Here is a 21,903-nt window from a genome sequence, read left to right on the forward strand (position 1 = left end):
GATTTACATCACTGAGGCTTTTAAATAGCTAATTTTAAATGTTGAGGTTTCAGTTTTTGCTACCATCTGCAAAGTTTAAGACTAATCAATCTATGTAATAGCTTATCCGGGTTACTGTTAAGATCCTGTAAAGACGGTTAGGGTTAAATAAAAAAGCTTGGTAAAGATTATTTGGGAGAGTCAGGCTCGATCGCTTGTAAAGTAGTGAGATAAGCAAATTTAGAAAATGAAAGAAGTATTATGGGGTATGCGATCGCAGTCCAAAAGCAACAATACAAAACCTACATTCTCACTGACCAAAAAGCCCAATCCCGGATTGAAGTAGTACCAGAACGAGGTGGAATCATCACCCGCTGGCAACTACGAGACGAAGAAATTCTTTATTTAGATGCCGAAAGATTTGCCAACCCTGACTTAACCGTAAGAGGCGGAATCCCGATTTTATTTCCCATCTGCGGCAACTTACCTGATAACACCTATAGCATTCACAGTAAAGACTACCAACTTAAACAACATGGTTTTGCCCGTGACTTACCTTGGGAAGTAATAGACCAAGAAACCCAAGAATGCGCCAGCATTACCCTGCGTTTACATAGTAACGACCAAACAAAACAGCTTTATCCTTTCGACTTTGAAGTAGTTTTCACCTACCAACTCAAAGGCAATACCTTAGAAATTCGGCAAAGTTACACTAACAATTCTGCTGAATCAATGCCCTTTTCCACTGGACTGCATCCTTACTTCGCCACCGCAGATAAAACTCAGCTAGAGTTCCAGATTCCCTCAACTCAGTACCAAGACCAGCGAAATAAAACAATTCACTCCTTTACAGGCAGCTTTGACTACCAAAGCGATGAAATAGACGTAGAATTTCGCGATTTAACCGATGTTTCCGCTAGCGTCACTGATAAAAGCCGTAAACTTCATTTGCATTTGAGTTACGATGATACTTACTCTAGAGTCGTGTTTTGGACTGTTAAAGGCAAAGATTTCTATTGTTTAGAACCTTGGACTGCTCCCCGCAATGCTATGAACACAGGCGAACAACTGATTATTTTAGAGCCAGAAGCTTCTCTAGAAACAGTAGTTGCTCTGACTGTCACCCTCAGCTGAGAATCTGATTAATCTGCGATCAAAGCAATCCGCTGATACCGGATTTCAAGAACAACAGACCGAAAACCAAGGAAACAACTATAACTATAGAACGGTTATTTTTGGTCAACCAGGCAGAAATCCCATTAAGTAAGGATTTTGATTTTTGGGGTAGGAGGATACGAATCAAAATCGGGAGTAGCAGTAAAGATTGGGCGAGTAAAATGAAGAGTAAGAATACGACCGCACTAGATGCTTGCCCCAATTGTGCCGCTGCGATCGTCGCCAAGGCACTCAGGGTAAAAACCCATAACTTCGGTGCAATCAATGGCAGTCCTACGCCAATTCCAAAAGCCTTGAGTGGGGTTGAATTGTCGAGCGTGGTTAACCATTTTGGCGGTGGGTCATCCGGGTCGTCGTGACCGTGCCACTTTTTATAAGCTGCGATCAACAATAAGATACCCAGTACCAACAGCAATGTGGAAATCACTAGATTCTTATCGTTGCCTGTCTCACCTGATGTAGCAGCCTCGCTGAAAATCAAACCAAAAATTAGTCCTTGTAACAAACGAGCGATCGTCATCCCAGCGACGTATGCGATCGCCTTGAACAGTCCTTGTTTAGGGCTTTTGAGGAGCAACAAACAGATAATTATCTGCAATGGCACCACAGCACTGCCGATGATGTACGGCATCAGCGAAACGAGTAAAGTTTCCATAAAATACGCCACTCTCTAAAGTTAGCGATCGGACTTAGTGTTTCTGCAATCTTGGTCAGCCTCATCATTAATGATATGACTCATGGCGATCGCATCAGATAAAAAAAGTTTTTCCTTAACCCCTTGCCTTTTCCAAAAAAACTGTGCTATTGTGATAAACGTTGCGAAAACGATAAAAAACACGGGTCGCTAACTCAACGGTAGAGTACTCGGCTTTTAACCGATTAGTTCCGGGTTCGAATCCCGGGCGACCCATTTTTAAATTTATACTCCTTTTATTAACTGCGAAGCAGCAGGGGAGCAGAGGAATAGAGGAGAATAAAGTTGATGACATTTGCCCTTTAACCTTTTCCCTGTGCTTTTTTTTCCTTCTGCCCTCTACAATTCTCTGTTACCCGTTACCCTTGAAAGCAATCTGAGCAAAAATTCCTAGAAGACATTTCCATTAATTCGCAAAATATCTTAAGATTATCCTAATGATTTAAGATTGTACAAACCCAATTAGCTGAGCAACCAAATATAGGAGGACCACTTATGGCGATTGTACCAATGAGGCTGCTGTTGGATCACGCTGCTGAGAATGGATATGGCATTCCAGCTTACAACGTTAACAATATGGAGCAGATCCAAGCGATTATGCTGGCTGCTAAAGAAACCGATAGTCCCGTGATTTTACAGGCTTCTCGTGGCGCTCGCTCATACGCTGGCGAAAATTTTCTTCGCCATTTGATTTTAGCGGCAGTGGAAACCTATCCTGAGATTCCCATTGTAATGCACCAAGATCATGGCAATGCGCCATCTACTTGCTACTCAGCCATCAAAAATGGGTTTACTAGCGTGATGATGGACGGCTCTTTAGAAGCTGATGCCAAGACTCCGGCTAGCTACGAGTACAATGTGAATGTTACTCGTGAAGTAGTAAAAGTTGCTCACTCGATCGGTGTTAGTGTTGAAGGCGAACTAGGTTGTTTGGGTTCTCTGGAAACTGGAAAGGGTGACAAAGAAGACGGTCACGGTTTTGAAGGCACATTGTCTCATGACCAACTGTTGACCGACCCTGACGAAGCTGTTGACTTTGTGGAACAAACTCAAGTTGATGCTTTAGCGGTTGCTATTGGTACCAGTCACGGTGCTTATAAGTTTACCCGCAAGCCAACTGGTGAAATCCTAGCGATCAGCCGGATTGAAGAAATTCACCGCCGCTTACCTAACACTCACTTGGTAATGCACGGTTCCTCCTCTGTGCCTCAAGATTTACTAGACTTGATTAACCAGTACGGTGGTGCAATTCCTGAAACTTATGGTGTACCTTTGGAAGAAATCCAAAAGGGCATTAAGAGTGGTGTTCGGAAGGTGAATATTGACACTGACAACCGTTTGGCTATCACTGCGGCGGTACGGGAAGCATTAGCTCAAAAACCCAGTGAATTTGACCCCCGTCACTTCCTGAAGCCTTCGATCAAGTATATGCAAAAAGTTTGTGCTGAGCGTTATCAAGCTTTTGGCACTGCTGGTAATGCTAGCAAGATCAAGCAAATGACTTTGGATGATTATGCAGCTAAATATGCTAAGGGCGAATTGGATGTTGTTACTAAGTCTGCTGCGAAAGTCTAAATTGCACTTTTGCTAATTTAGTTCTTAGATATGGCGGGTAGTTTTTGCAGCTACCCGTTTTTTTATTGGTTTGTAGTAGCGACTTTAGTCGGAAGTCGCTACTACGAACGATAAATACGACTGAAGTCGTTACTACGAACTTTTTAATCTTTGGCTTCTAGTATTGATTCGGGTGTTTTTGGTTGGGGTTTGGTGTTGGTGGGGGGGGTGATGTCGTGGTTGGGTTTAATTATGGTTGGGTTATCTTTGGTGATGTGAGTATTTTGTTGGGCTTCGTCGGTTTTTCTGGATGAACGGATGTAGGTGAGGACTTCTTTGATGACTACTGCGGTGGGTACTGCTACTACTACTCCTAATAGTCCGCCGATTCGGGCTCCGGTTAAAATGGCGATGAATACCCAAAAGGGGTTTAGTCCGGTGACGCTGCCTAGTACTCTGGGGGCGATGATATTTTCTACTATTTGTTGAACGATGAGGGCGGCAGCTAGGACTTGCAGGGCTAATCCAATGTCTCTTAAAGCGACGAGAAAAACTACTAGTCCGATGCCGACGGAACCGCCGAAGGGTACGAGTGCCATTAAACCAATGGTGAGGCCAAAGAGCAAGCCGAAGGGTACTTTCATTAAGAGGAAAACGGAGATTAATCCAGATGCCATGCAGGTGGCGAGGATGATTTGTCCGGTGAAGTAGTTTTGAAAGCTCGATCGCAATGTCTGAGAAAATGGTTGTTGAATGCGTGCAGGTAGCCACTGAATTAAGCTCACCCAAATATCTTTGCTGTGAAGCAGTAGGTAGAAGGTGACTACTATTGTGAGTAAGACATCTAACAATCTGACTACTGTTAATACTGTCAGGTTTAAGGCGAGATTGAGGGTTCTTCCGGCGATGTTTTGCAGGTTGGCTTTTAAGCGATCGTTAATTTGACCGATTAATCCATCTAAACTGATGGGTAATCCTACTATGTCAACTCTTTCGTTGATCGTTACTAGTTGGCGTTGTCCTGAGTCGATCCATTCTGGTAATCTGGCTACTAACTGTTGGGCTTGATTAAAGGCAAGTGGCACCAGTGTTACTCCCACTGCTACTAAAATCAATACTGTGAGTAAGAAGACGAAGATTGCTGCTTGAGCTCTGTTGACTCCTCTTTGTTCTAGCCAGTCTACTGGGTAGCTGAGGAGAAAAGCTAACAGGGAAGCTACCAACAGAATCACAAACAGAGATTCAAAGTAACCGAATATTTCCGAAAATGCCCAAGCATTTAACACGGTAAGTGGTGCTGCTAGGGCAATTACTAGTAGGCGCGACAATGGAGTTAGGGATTCCCACCAGTTAAATAATTTACTTTTTGGTGGAGATGGTCGAGGACTAACCATGAAACTAGCTCAATTTTTCAGTGGTATTAGTGATTAGTGTAGTAGGGTAGAGGTAAGATATCACCAACCTTTTGAGGGTACATGGGTTTTTTTGCTATTTTGCCGCTTCGATAATTTCAGTTTAGATGAATACTCGGTGTTGAAGCGAGGGCATTTGGCGGCGGACTTGTTCGAGGCGTTGGGGGTCGATTTCTGCTACGGCTACTCCTGGTCGATCGCCCCCGGCATCGGCTAAAATTACTCCCCAAGGATCGACGATCATGGCGTGTCCGTGAGAATGTCTCATGGCGTAATGTCTTCCGGTTTGGGCTGGGGCGATGATGTAACAGGTGTTTTCGATCGCTCTAGCTTGTAATAATACTTGCCAATGGTCTTTCCCGGTGTAGGCGGTGAAGGCGGCGGGAACAAAGATGACTTCGGCTCCCATTTGGGATAGGTGACGGTACAATTCGGGGAAGCGCACGTCGTAACATACGGAAAGTCCGAGATTTCCTAGTTCTTTTGAGGGGTAAATTGGGGGAATGCGTGTTCCTGCCATGACGGTGCTTGATTCGCGATAGGTGTTACCGTCGGGTAAGTCAACGTCGAATAAATGTACTTTTTGGTAACAGGCGAGTTCTACGCCGTTGGGATCGATGAGCAAAGCGGTGTTGTAAACTCTGCCATTATCTAATGGTACGGGAAATCCGCCGCCTAAGATGGTGATTTGGAAGCGTTGCGCCATTGTTTTGAGGAATTTTTCGCTTTTTTGGGCGATCGCTTCTGCTTGAGCAATTTTATCTTTTTCTTCGCCCATAAAGGAGAAGTTTTCTGGTAAACTGACTAATTCTGCACCCCGACGCACGGCGAGGTCGATCAATTCTTCTGCCTGAATTAGATTTTTTTCTAAATCAGGTACACTGGTCATTTGAATGGCGGCGGCGAGATAAGGCTTCATCATGGAAAGTCAAGTAATTGTGTAAAAATTTCGCTTCTGTTTGACGTTGATCCTCGATCGTCTCAAATATAGAAGTAATGGTATTTTAGCTAACTGCGCGATCGCTCTAGAGGAGTAAATTGGAGAATAGGAAAATCGGAAACCAAATTTTTTCAATTCCAGAGTACTCTGTTAGATAAAGTTTTTCTGGGAGTTGTGTTTGCACTCTTGTACTTCGAGTTCTTTAGTGAATAGATTCGATGTTTTAGTCGTTGGGGCGGGTGCTGCTGGTCTCTATACAGCACTTTGTTTGCCAGAATCGTTACAAGTGGGCTTAATTACTAAGGATAGCTTGCCTTTATCTGCTAGTGATTGGGCTCAGGGGGGTATTGCGGCGGTTATCGATCCGAGTGATTCGCCTCAGTTGCATATTGAAGATACAATGCAGGCTGGGGCTGGTCTTTGTGAGTTGGAGGCGGTAAAGTTTTTGGTGGAACAGGCTCCCAGTTGTATTGATTCTTTGGTACAAATGGGGGTGGGTTTCGATCGCAAAGGCGAAAATTTAGCCTTGACTTTAGAAGCTGCACACTCTCGCCCTCGCGTGCTTCACGCTGCTGATACTACAGGAAGGGCTGTTGTCAGTGTTTTAACGGCTAAAGTGTTGGAACGCTCAAATATTCAAGTGCTTTCGCCAGCTTTTGTTTTGGATCTTTGGCTGTCGGAAAATGGGCATTGTCAAGGAATTAGTTTAATTTACCAAGGTGAGTTACTTTGGGTAAGTGCTCAAGCTGTGGTGTTAGCAACTGGGGGTGGGGGACAGGTGTTTTGTCAAACTACTAATCCGGCTGTGAGTACGGGTGATGGTGTAGCATTGGCTTATCGTGCGGGTGCGATCGTCCGCGATTTGGAATTTTTTCAATTTCATCCTACTGCTTTAATAAAATTGGATGCACCTCATTTTTTAATTAGTGAAGCTGTCCGGGGTGAAGGTGCTCATTTAGTAGATTCTCAAGGCTATCGTTTTGCTTTTGATTATCACCCAAAGGGTGAACTTGCTCCGAGAGATGTGGTGAGTCGAGCGATTTTCCACCACTTGAAAGATACAGGGGAACCTCATGTTTGGTTAGATTTACGCCCTATTCCCCCAGAAAAAATTCGGCATCGATTTCCGAATATTATCCAAGTTTGCCAACATTGGGGAATTGATGTATTCTCAGAACCAATTCCTGTTTCTCCAGCTGCTCATTATTGGATGGGTGGTGTTTTGGTTGATTTAATGAATCAAACTTCAATTCCGGGATTATATGCAGTAGGAGAAACTGCTAGTACTGGTGTTCACGGCGCTAATCGTTTGGCGAGTAATTCTTTATTAGAATGTATCGTGTTTGGCAGACAAATGAGTAATTTGCAGGTAGAAAGTAGGGAAAAAGAGGAAAAGGAAAAAAGTTCTCCTCTGCCCGTCTGCGCCTCTGCCCCTCTACCTTCTTTAGTGGAATTGATTCGTGAAGAGTTACCGCGGTTGATGTGGCGATGTGCGGGGATTTCGCGACGAGAGGATGAGTTGGTAGGTGCGATCGATCAAGTAGAATTATGGCAAAAAGACTTCGCTGCTTTAGAGTTTAGTCAGTACTTACAAAACTTCCAACCACCCCAGTCTGTTTTGTTAAATTTCCCGGACATAGAAGCCCAAATTAAGCTTTGGGGAGAAACCCGAAATCTTTTAGATGTGGCATACTTAATCCTTAAAAGTGCTGTTTTCCGTACCGAAAGTCGTGGCGGTCACTATCGTGCTGATTTCCCGGAAACTTCCCCGGAATGGCAAGTTCACACATTAGTTAAAAATAACCAATGGTGGAAATCTTCTTTGGTGGGTACTGGGGACTGGTGATTGGGGACTGGGAATGTTTTTGGTTAGACTGCTGGCAAAGGTCAGAAATCTTGGTTCTTTTTTACCATAGATGAACACAGATGAAGATAGAAATTGTCTATTTTTGCCAGAGGTCTGTATTGTTACTTTAAAGTCAATCAAAACAGAGTTTCTTTACCCTTTTGTTACCATGTCTTTCGGATATGAAAAAGACTTTGACATTGATTAGTTTGAATGTGGGATTGTTGACGATCGCTTATGGATTGGTGTTAACTTTTTGGCAGCAATCTGTAAAGATAAATCCGGTAACATCTGAGATATTAATTCCCGAACTTCCCGATCCGCAAATTTTGCTTAGAGATGCTTTACCACCTGCGAAAAGTTTACCAGTTTTGTTGCCTGCAATCAAGAATTTACCTGATTATATGGGAGTTGATGAGCGAATTTGGGGAGAAAATCAGGGAGGTGGGGATCGAATTGAGTTGTTAAAAGCGATCGATAATAGTTTACGTTATCTTGCTTCTTCTCAGGCAATTACTGATTATCAAAATTATCCGATTTCGGGGATTACTCGCGATCGAGTTATTCGCAGTTTAACAAGATTTCGCCAATTGGTGAGAACTTCTCGGAATGGCGCAGAACTTTGGGAGGCGGTACAAAAGGAGTTTGTTTTTTACCAGTCTATCGGTAGAGATGGTTTGGGAAATGTACTGTTTACTGCTTATTATGAACCGCTTTATGATGCGAGTCGAAAACCTACCGCAGAATATCGTTATCCTATCTATCGTTTACCGCAAAATTTAAAATCTTGGTCAAGACCTCATCCTACTAGAGAAGAGTTGGAAGGAAAAGATGGTTTGCAAGGAAGTAAGGGGAAGTTAAAGGGTTTAGAATTGTTTTGGTTGCGCGATCGTTTAGAAGCTTATTTAATTCACATTCAAGGTTCGGCGAAACTGCGGTTAACTGATGGTAAAATCACCACGGTTGGTTATGCTGGAAATACGGCTTACAACTATAGTAGTATTGGCAAGGCTTTGGCAGATGATGGGAAGTTGCCGTTAGAAAATCTGACTATGCCAGTGATTTTGCAATATTTTCACGAAAATCCGCAAGAATTAGATAATTATCTGCCGCGCGATCGTAGTTTTGTATTTTTTCAAGAAAACTATGGTCGTCGAGCGACGGGTAGCCTTAGCGTACCATTAACTGCGGATAGATCGATCGCTACCGATAAATCAATTATGCCCCCAGGTGCTTTAGCTTTAATCCATGCACCTTTTCCTTACACCGATGCTAATCAAAAATTGCAGTTTAAAACTGTGTCACGCTACGTACTCGATCAAGATATGGGGGGAGCAATTAAAGGTGCAGGCAGAGTAGACTATTTTGTGGGAACTGGAAAAGTAGCTGGGGAAAGAGCAGGAATGACTGTGAGTAATGGATATCTTTACTATCCGTTGCTGAAGCGTTGAGTTTATTTCCCCATAGAAAATTTAGCGAGTTCCAGAGCCTTGACTACCACCACTAGAAGGCCCACCATTATTTGGGGGATCGTAGTTGCGATCGATAGGTAATACAACAGTTGATTTTTCTGTTGTGGTAAAATTTTTAAAGTGAGGAGCGATCGTGCTAGCACTTGAGCTTTCAGGAGCAACTAGTTGTAAACCCACGATCAGAGTTCCTAAACCTGCTAACCGTAAAAAGGTATCCATAGTGCGTCAAACCTTCTCTGCCTATTATCTAGTATATATACTTAATCAAGAATTGTCCGTAAATACTCGGAAATTTTTGACTGATAAACAAAACTGATGGTTCAAATTTAGGTAAATTCCTTGTTGCCAAGAATGCACTCTTCGATATGAACATACCATTTTTGTTTAGTAAGTATACTTAAGATAGATTTCCTGTAGAATTACAGTGAAACATGAAAAAATTTAAGAAACTTAAGAAAAGGTGTAGTTATTTTTTCCTAGTTGCTTAGCAGAGTACATTGCCGCATCAGCATTTTTAATCAAAGTTTCTATATTTTCGCCGTTTAGGGGATAGACACTAATCCCGATGCTGGTAGAGATGCGAATTTTATGACCTTGCAAAATAAAAGGTTGATTAATCGTCGTGAGGATTTTGTCGGCTACTTTAGCAATATCAGGTAAGGAGGGAATCCCAGGTAGAATTACTGTAAACTCGTCGCCGCCTAAGCGAGAGACAGTATCGCTGCTGCGTAGACAACGTTTGAGTCTTTCACCGACGGTTTGCAAGAGTAGATCTCCGGTATCATGTCCTTTGGTGTCGTTAATCAGCTTAAAACCATCCAAGTCTAGGAATAGCAAAGCGACTAACTGATGATTTTGATGTGCCCAGTCGATCGATTGACTTAAGCGTTCGTGAAAAAGTTTCCGATTGGGTAAGCCAGTCAGGGTATCGTGGTAAGCGAGGTAGCGCAAACGGTCTTCAGAAAGTCTTAATTCTGTATTAGAACGCACTAATTCAGCAGCGGTGCGTTTGAGATTTTCTTCTAAATGCTTGCGTTCGGTAATGTCGCGAATCACCCCTATTAAAAAGATGTTACCTGCCGGATCTTTGTGCAGCGATCTTTTAGTAGCGATGTGATGGGTGATACCTTGAGAGTTGGTGAATTCTTCTTCATTTTCAGTTGCGTTACCGCTTTGGAATACTAATTCATCTTGATGCCAAAAGATATTGGCTTCATGATTAGAAAAAACGTCAAAGTCTGATTTTTCTAGAAGTTTTGCTAAGGGATAACCGATAAATCTACAGTAGGCTTGGTTTAAGACAATCCAGCGATGTTGTTTGTCTTTCACAAAAATTGGATCGGGAATGGCATCAATGAGATTTTGGAGGAATTCTTTGGAACGTTTGAATTCTTCTTTTAAGTGGGCAACCAAGGCGGTAATGGCGATCGCAGAAGCTACCAGTCCTAACATTGGTGGGATAAAGGGCAACCACCAACCTGCTAAAAAGGCTAAATAGCTAATAATAAATAGAATGAAGATGGCTAAAATTAGATAAATTAGGGAAAGTTTGACGGAGGGCGATCGCCAAATAAGAATTGTGCCCAACCAAGTCCAAAACAAAATCCATGATATTTCTAACCATTCCGGCCAAACTTGAAATAAAACTGTTTTTCCTTGGGCAGCATTAAGGATTTGACTAATAAAATTTGCTTGTAATTCTATGCCAGAAATTGGTTTTGGGCCACCAATAAAAAGACCAGTGCTGTAAGGTGTTAAGAAAAAATCTTTCAGGGATTCAGCTGTTGAGCCAATTAAGACAATCCGATCGCGCACCCACTCAGGAGGTACTTCACCGGATAACATTTGTGCCATTGAAACGGTGCGAAAGCTACCTGCGGGACCTTGGAAATTAGCTAAAATTTGGTAGCCCCCAGCATCAGCCATTACGTAGCTGCCGTCATTGGGTTGAAAGCGATGGAATACAGCTTCACCTAGCTGCAAATAACGGTTTTTGTTGTTTGCCGAGTGCGGTTGAATTTTTTCTGCTTTCAGATAGCTTAAAGCGAGCTTGAGAGCAAAACTGATTCGAGGTTTATCGTTAATATGCCAGTAGAGCAAGTTGCGGCGTACCTTGCCATCAGGATCGACAATGACATTGTTAAAACCGACTCGCCCTTGCTGTTTCAAAAGAGGTGGTCCTTCTACGCCTGGACTATTATTGTTGCTTAGTTGTTCAATTCCCACTAAGTTAGGTGTTGTCTGCGCCGTCTCTAGCCACTCTGTATGACCTGGAGGAACTGGCAAATCTCTGTAGATATCTAAACCAATAGCACGGGGTTGCAGAGAACGGATTTTGTCGATCAATTCTGCCATGTTGCGATCGGGAATCGGCCAGCTACCAATGCGCTGGATGTCTGCCTCTTGAATCCCCACAATTAAGATTCGTTGATCGACGACTTGGGGTGGGCGTAAGCGAAAAAACTGATCTAAAGCTTCCCATTCCCCAAATTGCAATAGTCCCATCAGTCGCAGGGAGATTAAACAAGCAGCAACGACGCTGAAGCTAATCCAGACCCTGCGATTTTCGAGCAACTGTTGCTTAAGGTTTTTTCCCCTTTTTGTGGCGTTTTTAGCTAACTGCTTAATCATCCCATTCACCGAGTTTTTGAGCTTATTTCACTGTCTCTCTTTAATTAATAGCCAATGGTCGGGCAAATCAGTAAAGTTCATTTTTTGCCGATAGAGATAAACTCAAGTGATGCAGTGAGTAAAAACTACAGGGGTAAAATAATAGCGATCGTAGTCCTAGAGAAACAAACCCTGGCTAAACTATCTTTTTTGTCAAAAATTCTGGATTGCTCAGTTACTACAACTATTTCAGCCTTAGTTACCTAGAGTGAAGCAACATTCTTTACAGTAACTTTACAGCAAACTTGTGGTTTTTACCAAATCTTTAAATTACTCTATAAAAATTCTTGTTATCCTCACTAAGTAAGGTAAGTGTTTCCACGGAAGGGTTACGGAATAGCTAGTATGTAGCAAGTTACTCACCTACTTGTTCTTACTTGCGGATACTTAAGAGGTGCTTGTATCTCCACGGAGAATCTTAACCAAGCTCTTTCTCCAAGGACTGCCGATCGCCAATACTGGAAACCAGCAGTTAGGGAAAACACAACCTAAATAAACATAAACTTCATCATTGATCCACCCTTTATTTTTTAGCGAGACAACTTTTATGAAATCAGTCAACATTCTAAATTTATCAATTGATAATTTATCCAAAGTAGAATTATTGGACAAACTCGGTTCAGGTGGCGTAGTATTTACCCCGAATGTAGACCACCTGATTAAGTTACAAAAAGATCAAGAATTTTATAAGGCTTATGATATTGCCACTTATAGAGTTTGTGATAGCCAGATAGTCATGTATGCTTCTAAATTTTTAGGTACTCCCCTAAAAGAGAAGATTTCTGGTTCGGATTTGTTCCCTGCTTTTTACAATCATTATAAAGATGATGAAAACATTAAAATCTTTTTGTTAGGAGCGGCGGAAGGAGTAGCGAAGAAAGCTCAAGAGCGGATCAATCATAAAGTAGGCAGAAACATGATTGTCGATTCCTACTCTCCTTCTTTTGGGTTTGAGAACAACGAAATAGAATGCCTGAAAATAGTAGACATGATCAACAATTCAGGTGCTACTGTATTGGCAATTGGTGTGGGAGCGCCAAAACAAGAAAAATGGATTGCTCTCTATAAAGAGAAACTCACCAATATTAAAATCTTTTTGGCATTAGGTGCAACTATTGATTTTGAAGCTGGTAATAAACAAAGATCGCCTGAATGGATGAGTGTTGCTGGGGTTGAATGGTTACATCGACTAATGTCTGAACCACAAAGATTATGGAAGAGATATTTAGTAGATGATTTACCATTTTTCTGGTTGGTGATGAAACAAAAGCTAAATTTCTATAGTCAACCATTTAAGAAAGGAAGCTCTAGCTTTAATGTAAGAATTGAGAAAGAGGCCGTTAGTTTACAGCAAGATTACTTTCGGGAACCTGTGTTGAAGTCATAGTTTACTCACAGGAATAGTTTGATTTCTCAAAGGTCACTTGAACAAAAGTGGCCTAATTTTTTTTGGGCGCTGGTTGTGAATAAGCCGAATAATTTTAGAGGAGATGCTCAATGTTTTTGCTAGCATATTGGACAAAGTTAGCCGATCGCTCTGAGAGTATGATTAATAACTGATGTAAATTATATTCGATGCGACTTTCATCTTTAAACATGGTTTTTAACTTATTTTTGATTGGTCTAATAATTGAATTATCCTGAAGAGTTTTGATTTCGGGATAGCGATCGTCAACCGAAATTAATTGATGATTTCGCAAAACATCAAAGCGATCGACTGAATGAGTTTTAATAGCATCAACAATTTCGCTATATACCTGAGTAACTAATTGCTTCGTTGCGTATTTCATGACTACTAGCTGTAAATTAAAAACCAATTGTTCATTTTTGATATTTTTTTCTAATAAGCATCTTCTGCATAATGATTCCATTGCTTCTATATACTCAGATTTAGCTACATTGATTAAAATATGTTCTGGCAATTCCCCAATTGATAATGGTTTATTTTGAATTGCTAAGCAGTATATAATATTTCTTTCTAAATTTGACAATCTTTCAAAATGTTCAGCTAGAAGATTGCTAAAAATGTCACCAATAACTAATGTACCTTGAGTGAGAAATAGCCAGATATTGCCTTGAAATAGAATTTGAATAGTATGAGAAACCATTTTTAATGCGAGGGGATTTCCGGCGTATGATTCAATGAGTTTTTCGGATTCTTTTTGCGGTGATAAACCTTGAGTTTGTAAAAGATCTTGTGCTTCTGGTAATTTTAAACCGTTGAGTTTTAAGTAGCGAACCGGGAAATAGTCTTCTGACAACATGGCAATTTCTTGCGGGTTTTCGCGAGTATTAATTACCAGACAACTGTGATGATTTGATTCTCCAACTAACCGTATTAATTCGCCATATTGTTGATATTCAGGGATATACTGTCCAGCTAGTTCCCCACCGCGTAAGATAGTTTCATAATTATCTAAAATAATCAAGCAGCGATGTTTACGTAAAAATTCTAATACTTGCCAAGGTTTAAGAGTGTTAGTCACAGGAGAATTTGGGGAAAATTTATCGTCAGAGAAGGATGGGATTAAGTTAAATAAAATATCATTCCCAGGTGTGATGTAACGTAGCGATCGCCAAATCATCCACTCGAATTTATCTTGTAATTCCTGAGCTAACTTTACACATAAAGCAGTTTTTCCCATCCCTCCCATTCCTAATATTGTCACCAAGCGACACCGCTCATTTAAAATCCAGTGTTTTAGCTTTGTTAGTTCCTCTGTACGACCATAGAATATAGGAACATCGGGTGCGTCTCCCCAATCTTGATACTGATTAGTATTTAACTGCTTTTGCGCTACAACATAAGACTGAGTTTCTGTTAATAAATCGTCCGCGAAAACCTCTGTCCAATTTAATTCTAAAACTTGACAGAAAGCTTTAAATGTAGAACTACTAATTGCTATTCCTCTTAAAAATCGTTTCCAAGTTGTTTCGGAACAACCATGAGCGTAATAACAGCTATCTGCTGACCAATCCTGCTCTGGGGACAAAATTTTACTAGCTTCTATTAACCATCTTGGATCATCTACAGTCCAACCTTTTTCATTTCTAGCTTGTTGAATTTGAGCTAAACCTGATTTAGAAGCCTTGAGAGTAGGTGACATATATTATCTGAGCGAACCTGTCAAGGTCAATTTTATCTCACTAAACACGCAAAACAACCGTAATTTTGCTGAGCTAAAACTGCACTGGTTGGCAGCCAAAAATTAACCGATTTTGGACATAGATGCGTAGTCGTAGTCTAAAGCATTACTAGCAAATCGACTCCGATCGCCTAACAATTTGTTAACAATTTTGGCATTTATTATGAATGATTACTTTGTCAACCGTGTTTTAGAACTTACCAACATTGAACGCAGTAAGTATGGTTTGCAGCCTCTAACATTTAATCCTCAGTTGGCGCAAGCAGCACAAATTCACAGCCAAAATATGGCATTACAAGACTTTTTCGATCATACAGGATTAGATGGTTCTCGACCGTCCGATCGCGCCACAGCTGTTGGCTATCCATCTACCTTTGTGGGAGAAAACATTTATGCGGGTTTAAATACACCAGAGGCAGTGGTAGAAGGATGGATGAACAGTTCTGGACATCGTGCCAATATTCTTAATCCTGATTATCGAGCACTCGGTGTTGGTTACTACTTTCTAGCTAACGATACAGGCAATGTTAATTACAATCATTACTGGACACAAAATTTTGGTGCAGTATTTGGCGATGTACCACCACCACCACCACCACTAATTATTGGTACTCCCGGAGATGATTTATTAACAGGTAGTGCAGGTAATGACACTATTTTAGGAGTTGCAGGTAACGACACCATTAATGGTGCAGCTGGAGATGATTATCTCAATGGCAATATTGCTAATGACTGGGTTTTTGGTGAGGAAGGAAACGATTTAGTCTGTGGTGGACAGGGAGACGATGTTGTTTTTGGTGGTGTAGGAAACGACTTTCATGTAAATGGAAATAAAGGCAACGATCAAGTTTTTGGTGGTGATGGAGATGACATAGTATATGGTGGTCAAGGTAATGATATTGTCCAGGGAGAAGCTGGGAACGATCGCCTTTATGGAGACTTGGGTGCAGATACATTAATTGGTGGTGCGGGTACAGATACATACATTTTAAGAGAAGATGCACCGGACATTATTTACTACAACGATTTCGAGGATTTTATTGGTTTAACTAGTAATTTGTCCTTTGGCAATCTCCGCTTTAATCAAGGATTTGACGAGTTTGTTCCTGATGGGCAAATAGAAGCACAAATTATCAATGCTACTACAGGAAGTCTTTTAGCAGTATTACCTGATGTTGATATTGCTTCCCTAAGTTTTGATGATTTTGTTGCGGTATAGTCGCAATTCTGATTAATTATTGAGTGTTTCGGTAATATATTCCTCTTCCATTTGTACCGATAAAAACTAATCCAAACTGTTGTTTACTCGCTTCCATAACATTAGGGTTGTTGCCTATGGGTTGGGAGCGATCGCTAATACTAGTCCAAGTTCTACCTCTATCTAAAGACCGGAAAATTCCCTCATTTTTCCCAGCAATTTTACCGTATAAATAAAGTGCAGGTACTTTACTTCCTCGCGGTGGTTTACCTAAAGCAAATAGAAAAGCTCTTTCTACTGTGGGAATTTTGCTAAAGGTTTTGCCAGCATTTGTGGAGCGAAATAAACCATCTTTATCTAAACTTAACCAGAGTTCGCCCTTAATTCCGGGAGCAGTTTTTAAGGAATGCCAGCGATCGCGCAGCAAAGACTCATTAACAATTTCAAAATTAGCGCCTCCGTCAGTACTGCGATACAATTTACCGCCAGCATAGTAATAGAATGTTTTGCCATCAATGGGATCTGCGGCTAAAGGTTGAGCCCAATTCCAAGGGCCTTTTGCTCCTTTTGGTAAGGTAGAAATTTCGCTCCAAGTTTTTCCTCCATCCTTAGTAAGTAGAGGTTTTTCATCGCTAATAGTTACTAAGAAAACTTCAGGATTAGTTGCCGAAACTGCTACTCGTAATGGCATCTTTTTTTCGGGAAAAGTCGGGAATTTCTGCCAACTTTGACCGCCATCTGTGGAAGTCGCACCGCCAAAAGTATTATTCCAACGGTTGCCACCTACTCGCACTACTCGCAAGGGATTTTTTTCATTGTAAGCAATGCTATAAGTGTCTTGAAAATTTGGGCCTTGACCGCCAAATTCTCTAGTAGGAAAAGCATTTAATCCATTGTCATGATAAAAACCATCAACATCAGCAACAGCACTGAGTAATGGCGCACCTTTGGGAGGAGAAACTAAAGCAAAAGTGACGATTTCTTCATGTCCTTTTTGATAGTTAGTCCAGACAACAGGATTAGTTTGGTAATTTTCTGTACGCCAAATACCGTACCAATCTGTTAACCAAGCTCTGCCGAAAACTTTGGGGTCAAACTCGATCGCAGAAATCCAAGGTTGTTTTAACATTAAACGCCTCCACCAAGGAACTGTACTATTCATAGTGCGTTTAATTCTCTGCCAAGTTTTTCCCCCATCCCAAGAACCGTAGAGTCGGGTAGAATCTGTTTCTCCAGTACTGACTAATATATGATTAGGGTTGTTTGGGTTAACAGTAATAGCGTTAAAGGTAGCTTGTGATTTTTCGGGAGTGATGTTACTCCAAGCATTTTTTGCATATTTAGTAACTCCTGGGCCTTTGGAACTAGTTACGTATAATGTACCGTTAGAACTAATAGCCATCCGGCGAGGAAATTGGGGACTTTCGGGAATTTTTCTCCAGGTAACACCTGCGTCAGTGGATTTATAAATACCATCTCCGTAGGAAACAGCGTAAACTAAATTGGATACTCGTTTGTCAAACAAAATTCCAGTAATGCCGATACCTTTGCGAGAATTGTTAGGTAAAGAAGTGACTTGATTCCAGGTTTCGCCACTATTGTTCGATCTCCATAAACCATCACGTCGAGAACCGAACAAAATCACTTGAGAATTAAAGGGATTAACTGCTAATCTTTCGCCCATCCAACGTTTATCTTCGTTACCTCCCATTGGCAAATCAATATCGAGTTTTTGCCAAGTTTGTCCGCGATTTGTTGATTTAAAAATTGAGCCAGGTTTAGACCAAAGATATTTTCCAGCGGCGATGTAAACGGTATTAGGATTGTTAGGATCGAGGGCTAAGGATTCGCCGCCATAATAGTCACTTTGGGACTTGGGAAAGCGATCGGTAATGGGAATCCAAGTTTGATTTTGAGGATTCCAACGATAAAAACCACCGATATCGGTGCGAATGTAAACTAAATCTTTTTGTTGGGGGTGAAGGTAAATTCCTGTAACGTAACCTCCGCCGCCTAGTAAGACGTTTTTCCAGCTTAAATTACTGTTTTGCTGTTGGGCTATTGCTTGGTTATTTTTAGCGGTTGGAGTGAGGATAAAGCTATCTAGTTTAATTTGCTGAGTTGCGATCAGCGTCACTAAAAAAAGCAGGGTAAAACGGGTTATGTGCGCCCAAATTTTAGCGTTCTTAGTTTTGAGTTTACTAATTTGGTGAGCGGCAATGTTGGCAAGAATAAAACCTATGGTAAGGATAGATATTCCTAATAGTAATTTTTGAGCGATCGCTAGCCAATTCATGATTAAATTACTCACCAAAAAACGGCAACTTCTCAATTATAATAATATTTTCGCTAAAAAATGGCTAATCTTTAAAGATTAGCCAAAGTTATTGCAAGTGGTATTAAGCAGGTGAAATATTAACTATACTAATTGTTGCGATTGTTGTTGAATAATTTGCTGTTTTTGAGTTTTCCCCACTTTATTGGCAGCTAAAGCGTCAATTTTATGATAGATAAATTGAGGTAAAAACCTGAGTAAATAAGCTGCTACCACAGTAAGAATTGTCCGTTTTGGTTCTTCGAGTACAATTTGCCAATAAGTAGATAAAGAGCGATTAATTAGTTGGACAGCGGCATCACCAACGCGCATTCTCACGGCACTACGGGCCAAATAACGGAGTTGATAAGCTCTCGCCATATTTTCTAGAGGTGCGACTTTTTCGGGGGCGTAGGAGCGAGTTTTTTCAAATACTTTTTCCCAGGAAGCAAACTGTTTTATAAAGTTAGCTGAAAGTCCGCCCGTGTTGACTCTGTAACAAGTTAAAACGTCAGGAATTCCGACGATTTTCCAGGGAGTTTGCAGGATAATTCGTAACCAGCATTCGATATCTTCTGATTGACGGAAGTTATCGTCAAAATAAAAGTCTTCTACTGTACCATAGAGATTATCTTGAAAGCGAATTGCTTCAAATACTTCTCGTTTAATTACTACTGCTGAACCGTTGCCGATCGGACTACCACGCAATAAGCAAACTAGATCGATATTGTTTAATTGTGGCATTGTATAAGTGCCTAAAGGATTGCCTTCTCGATCGACAAAAGCCGATCGATTAAAGCTAACTCCCACCTCTGGAGAACTTTCCAAATGAGCAATATTTTTAGCTAACATTTCCGGTTCCCAGAAATCATCCCCATCTAAAAATGCTAAATATTCCCCTTTGGCGTAACGAATTCCCGTATTTCTAGCGCCAGCTAAACCGCGATTTTTTTGGCGAATTATTTTGATTCTCGGATCGGTAAAGTGCTGGCAAATTTCCACACTACGATCGGGAGAACCATCATCAACTATTAACAATTCAAAGTTTTCATGAGTTTGATTGAGTACTGAAAAAACCGCAGTAGCGATATATTTTTCTACGTTGTAAGTTGGAATAATCACAGAAACAGTTTTCATTTTTTCCTGCCTATTTGGGTAATTTATAAATTATGAGAAGCTGCCTGATATTTAGAATTAGAACCGAAAACATATTTGGTAGCCCAAACACTAAATAAAGGCAGAAATAGAGCATAAGTTAACAAAACAGCTGTAGCAACTCCGAGCAATTGTTGATGAATTCCGATAATTATACCTCCCGCAAAAATGAGAGTAAATAACAAATTCCACTGCAATACTAGATTAGGTTTACCAACAGCGATTAGCAACTGAGCAGCCGCATTTTCAAAAGGTCGAGGTATAGCTGATAGACAAATTAATATTAATACAGGAATAGCATTAACCCATTTTTCCCCAAAGACTATGGGTACATAGTAAGGAGCTAATAAAGATTGCAGTAAAACCCAAGTAAAAATTATGATACCAATAAACTTTAAGCTGCTAAAATAGCGATGCTTGAAGGCGGAAAAATCGCTTTTTACAGCGCATATATAAGGGTAAAAAGATGAGTTAATCGCGCTAATTATACTCATGCTAATCCCTAATCCAGCATTAAAAGCAAAATAGTAAATACCTAATGCTTCAATTCCCAAAAACCGCCCGATAATTAAATAATCTAAGTTATTTCGCAAGTTTTTCAGCAATTCTGTTCCCAAGATGCTTTTAGTAAAGTTAAAAATTTCACCCCAACCTTTGGTAGTAAATTTGCTTGTAGGTCGCCAAGGATGATTACGCCTGTAGATGAAAACCCAGATGGGGGCAACCAAAAGTCTAGGCAGAACAATTGACCACATACCTAAACCTAAAATAGCCAGGATAATGGTTAATAAATTGCCCAATGATAATTGCACAATATTGACAAAAGCTGTAATTTTTAAGCGATTTTCTCTAGCAATTAAATCTGCCTGGATTGTGCCTAAAGGCAGGATTAAGTAACTAGCTGCCATTAGGCAAAGAGGAAGAATGATTTGGGAATCGTGGAAAATTATTGAGAGGGGAAAAGCTGCCAAACATTGCAGAAGAAACAAGCTATAAAAAATCATCCAGTTTAACCAAAAGGTTGAGTTAGATAAGTCTTTTATTTCTGCTTGATTTGCTTGAATTAGTTTGGCATTAGCACCGTAGCGAGTAAAAACAAAGAAAAATTCATGAATAGTAATTACAACTGCTGCTAAGCCGTAATCATTTGGTGATAAAAAGCGAGCTAAAACAACAGTTGTAGCCAACCGAGAAAGGCGAATAATTACCTCTGATGCACCCAACCAACTAATATTACGAATGAATTGGTTAGATAATTTATTAGTTAGTTGATTTCTAACTTGTTGGGTAAAGTTCATTTTATTCGGACTGCTCTTGAAGAATGCGGCGTTTTTGGGCTGCGCCAGTTATTGTCAAAGCGAAATTTTCCATTTGGCTGTAAAAAGATTGGGGTAAAAGCCAGAGAAAATAAGCAGCAGCGAAGGTTAAAAATGTCCGACGTGGTTCATCTAAAATGATTTGCCAGTGAGTAGCGACAGCACGGTGAGCAAATTTTACTGCTTCTTTTCCATTGCGTAAACTGACAAGTCGGCGAGCTAAAAATCGCAGATGATAAGCTCTAGTAGCATTTTCACATTGCTGGATTAATTCGGGGGCGTAGGAGCGAGTTTTTTCTATGACTCTTTCCAAAGATTCTAAGTGTTTAGATACGTTGGTGGAGGCTCCTTTTAAGTTGACTCGGTATTGGGTGAGGGCTTCGGGAATACCTTCGGTTTCCCACTGAGATTTTAAACAAATGCGAAGCCAACATTCGACATCTTCCATGTTTTTTAGTTGTTCGTCAAAATAGTAATAGCCGCCTGTACCGTCAGGATTGAGGGGTAATTTAATTTCTTCTAAAACTTGGCGGCGAATTACAGGAACGGAACCGTTACTAATAGGATTGCGGCAAAGTGTAAGCGCAGGAGTGATGCCTTTTAGCTTGGGCATTTGATAGATGTCTAAAGGTTTGCCTGTTTGATCGATAAAGGCAGAACGGCTAAAGCTAACTCCTACGTTGGGTGAGTTTTCTAAATGTTTGATGTGTTTTTCTAGTTTTTCTGGCAACCAGAGATCATCGCCATCTAAGAAGGCAATGTATTCTCCTTGTGCTTGGCGAATGCCGTTGTTTCTGGCAGCAGATACTCCGCGATTGTTTTGGCGAATAATCTTAATTCTGGGGTCGTTGAATTGTTGGCAAATTTCGATACTGCGATCGGGAGAACCATCATCAACAATCAACAGTTCAAAGTTTTGGTAGGTTTGATTTAGTACCGATCGCACCGTATCGGCGATATACTGCTCGACTTTGTAAACTGGAATAATCACAGAAACTTTTTTCATTTTTCTAGTTACCGTATTAGTCAAT

The 21,903-nt window shown here is 40.7% G+C and carries 16 protein-coding genes and 1 tRNA gene; 7 read left to right on the forward strand and 10 right to left on the reverse strand.

Annotation, left to right across the window (positions count from 1 at the left end):
- The first annotated feature begins 240 nt into the window (after window positions 1-240).
- Entirely contained in the window at window positions 241-1,113 is an 873-nt protein-coding gene (locus ACE1B6_RS23685; protein ID WP_413259740.1) for an aldose epimerase family protein, read from the forward strand.
- 19 nt (window positions 1,114-1,132) lie between these two features.
- On the opposite strand, the gene ACE1B6_RS23690 is transcribed toward ACE1B6_RS23685, so the two are convergent.
- Entirely contained in the window at window positions 1,133-1,810 is a 678-nt protein-coding gene (locus tag ACE1B6_RS23690) for a GAP family protein (protein WP_413259741.1), read from the reverse strand.
- A 183-nt stretch (window positions 1,811-1,993) separates the two neighbouring features.
- Here ACE1B6_RS23690 and ACE1B6_RS23695 point away from each other — a divergent pair.
- Window positions 1,994-2,065 (forward strand) — tRNA-Lys (locus tag ACE1B6_RS23695).
- Window positions 2,066-2,344: 279 nt separating this feature from the next.
- Entirely contained in the window at window positions 2,345-3,424 is a 1,080-nt protein-coding gene (gene fba / locus ACE1B6_RS23700; protein WP_413259742.1) for a class II fructose-bisphosphate aldolase, read from the forward strand.
- 143 nt (window positions 3,425-3,567) lie between these two features.
- Here the strand turns inward: fba and ACE1B6_RS23705 are convergent, their stop codons facing one another.
- Entirely contained in the window at window positions 3,568-4,797 is a 1,230-nt protein-coding gene (locus ACE1B6_RS23705; protein ID WP_413259743.1) for an AI-2E family transporter, read from the reverse strand.
- Between the two features lie 121 nt (window positions 4,798-4,918).
- Window positions 4,919-5,734: a carbon-nitrogen hydrolase family protein gene (locus ACE1B6_RS23710; RefSeq protein ID WP_413259913.1), complete on the reverse strand. Its 816-nt coding sequence runs from the start codon at window positions 5,732-5,734 to the stop codon at window positions 4,919-4,921.
- Between the two features lie 226 nt (window positions 5,735-5,960).
- On the opposite strand from ACE1B6_RS23710, the gene nadB reads away from it, so the two are divergent.
- A complete protein-coding gene (gene nadB, locus ACE1B6_RS23715; RefSeq protein WP_413259744.1) occupies window positions 5,961-7,601 on the forward strand; it encodes an L-aspartate oxidase in 1,641 nt (546 codons plus the stop codon).
- Window positions 7,602-7,783: 182 nt separating this feature from the next.
- A complete protein-coding gene (gene mltA / locus ACE1B6_RS23720; RefSeq protein WP_413259745.1) occupies window positions 7,784-9,052 on the forward strand; it encodes a murein transglycosylase A in 1,269 nt (422 codons plus the stop codon).
- A gap of 21 nt (window positions 9,053-9,073) precedes the next feature.
- Here the strand turns inward: mltA and ACE1B6_RS23725 are convergent, their stop codons facing one another.
- Together ACE1B6_RS23725 and ACE1B6_RS23730 are read right to left on the reverse strand one after the other, a co-directional pair.
- Window positions 9,074-9,292 (reverse strand): hypothetical protein, encoded by a 219-nt coding sequence (locus tag ACE1B6_RS23725; protein ID WP_413259746.1) that lies wholly within the window; start codon window positions 9,290-9,292, stop codon window positions 9,074-9,076.
- 231 nt (window positions 9,293-9,523) lie between these two features.
- Entirely contained in the window at window positions 9,524-11,704 is a 2,181-nt protein-coding gene (locus tag ACE1B6_RS23730) for a CHASE2 domain-containing protein (protein WP_413259747.1), read from the reverse strand.
- Window positions 11,705-12,290: 586 nt separating this feature from the next.
- Between ACE1B6_RS23730 and ACE1B6_RS23735 the strand changes: the two genes are divergently transcribed.
- Complete coding sequence (locus ACE1B6_RS23735; RefSeq protein WP_413259748.1) at window positions 12,291-13,130, forward strand: WecB/TagA/CpsF family glycosyltransferase; 840 nt, start codon at window positions 12,291-12,293, stop codon at window positions 13,128-13,130.
- A gap of 94 nt (window positions 13,131-13,224) precedes the next feature.
- On the opposite strand, the gene ACE1B6_RS23740 is transcribed toward ACE1B6_RS23735, so the two are convergent.
- Window positions 13,225-14,850 carry an NB-ARC domain-containing protein gene (locus ACE1B6_RS23740; RefSeq protein WP_413259749.1) on the reverse strand — a complete coding sequence of 542 codons (1,626 nt, stop codon included), beginning with the start codon at window positions 14,848-14,850 and terminating at the stop codon, window positions 13,225-13,227.
- Window positions 14,851-15,052: 202 nt separating this feature from the next.
- Here ACE1B6_RS23740 and ACE1B6_RS23745 point away from each other — a divergent pair, with 202 nt between their 5' ends.
- Window positions 15,053-16,108, forward strand: coding sequence for a CAP domain-containing protein (locus ACE1B6_RS23745; protein WP_413259750.1), 1,056 nt, complete (start codon window positions 15,053-15,055; stop codon window positions 16,106-16,108).
- A gap of 16 nt (window positions 16,109-16,124) precedes the next feature.
- Here ACE1B6_RS23745 and ACE1B6_RS23750 read toward each other — a convergent pair whose 3' ends face one another.
- From ACE1B6_RS23750 to ACE1B6_RS23765, 4 genes are all read right to left on the reverse strand, one after another.
- Complete coding sequence (locus ACE1B6_RS23750) at window positions 16,125-18,398, reverse strand: hypothetical protein (RefSeq protein ID WP_413259751.1); 2,274 nt, start codon at window positions 18,396-18,398, stop codon at window positions 16,125-16,127.
- 108 nt (window positions 18,399-18,506) lie between these two features.
- Window positions 18,507-19,538, reverse strand: a complete 1,032-nt coding sequence (locus tag ACE1B6_RS23755) for a glycosyltransferase family 2 protein (protein WP_413259752.1) — start codon at window positions 19,536-19,538, stop codon at window positions 18,507-18,509.
- 23 nt (window positions 19,539-19,561) lie between these two features.
- The gene (locus ACE1B6_RS23760; RefSeq protein ID WP_413259753.1) at window positions 19,562-20,854 is read right to left on the reverse strand and encodes a lipopolysaccharide biosynthesis protein; all 1,293 of its coding nucleotides are present in this window, start codon (window positions 20,852-20,854) and stop codon (window positions 19,562-19,564) included.
- A gap of 1 nt (window position 20,855) precedes the next feature.
- Window positions 20,856-21,878, reverse strand: a complete 1,023-nt coding sequence (locus ACE1B6_RS23765; RefSeq protein WP_413259754.1) for a glycosyltransferase family 2 protein — start codon at window positions 21,876-21,878, stop codon at window positions 20,856-20,858.
- Between the last annotated feature and the right edge of the window lie 25 nt (window positions 21,879-21,903).

It is taken from the genome of Floridaenema fluviatile BLCC-F154 (assembly GCF_041929135.1).
GTDB lineage: Bacteria > Cyanobacteriota > Cyanobacteriia > Cyanobacteriales > Aerosakkonemataceae > Floridanema > Floridanema fluviatile.

Bases quoted from the DNA above. Each gene is read 5' to 3' on its own strand.
- ACE1B6_RS23685 (WP_413259740.1), top strand. From the start codon at position 241: ATGGGGTATGCGATCGCAGTCCAAAAGCAACAATACAAAACCTACATT.
- ACE1B6_RS23690 (WP_413259741.1), bottom strand. From the start codon at position 1,810: ATGGAAACTTTACTCGTTTCGCTGATGCCGTACATCATCGGCAGTGCT.
- fba (WP_413259742.1), top strand. From the start codon at position 2,345: ATGGCGATTGTACCAATGAGGCTGCTGTTGGATCACGCTGCTGAGAAT.
- ACE1B6_RS23705 (WP_413259743.1), bottom strand. From the start codon at position 4,797: ATGGTTAGTCCTCGACCATCTCCACCAAAAAGTAAATTATTTAACTGG.
- ACE1B6_RS23710 (WP_413259913.1), bottom strand. From the start codon at position 5,734: ATGAAGCCTTATCTCGCCGCCGCCATTCAAATGACCAGTGTACCTGAT.
- mltA (WP_413259745.1), top strand. From the start codon at position 7,784: ATGAAAAAGACTTTGACATTGATTAGTTTGAATGTGGGATTGTTGACG.
- ACE1B6_RS23725 (WP_413259746.1), bottom strand. From the start codon at position 9,292: ATGGATACCTTTTTACGGTTAGCAGGTTTAGGAACTCTGATCGTGGGT.
- ACE1B6_RS23730 (WP_413259747.1), bottom strand. From the start codon at position 11,704: ATGATTAAGCAGTTAGCTAAAAACGCCACAAAAAGGGGAAAAAACCTT.
- ACE1B6_RS23735 (WP_413259748.1), top strand. From the start codon at position 12,291: ATGAAATCAGTCAACATTCTAAATTTATCAATTGATAATTTATCCAAA.
- ACE1B6_RS23740 (WP_413259749.1), bottom strand. From the start codon at position 14,850: ATGTCACCTACTCTCAAGGCTTCTAAATCAGGTTTAGCTCAAATTCAA.
- ACE1B6_RS23745 (WP_413259750.1), top strand. From the start codon at position 15,053: ATGAATGATTACTTTGTCAACCGTGTTTTAGAACTTACCAACATTGAA.
- ACE1B6_RS23755 (WP_413259752.1), bottom strand. From the start codon at position 19,538: ATGAAAACTGTTTCTGTGATTATTCCAACTTACAACGTAGAAAAATAT.
- ACE1B6_RS23760 (WP_413259753.1), bottom strand. From the start codon at position 20,854: ATGAACTTTACCCAACAAGTTAGAAATCAACTAACTAATAAATTATCT.
- ACE1B6_RS23765 (WP_413259754.1), bottom strand. From the start codon at position 21,878: ATGAAAAAAGTTTCTGTGATTATTCCAGTTTACAAAGTCGAGCAGTAT.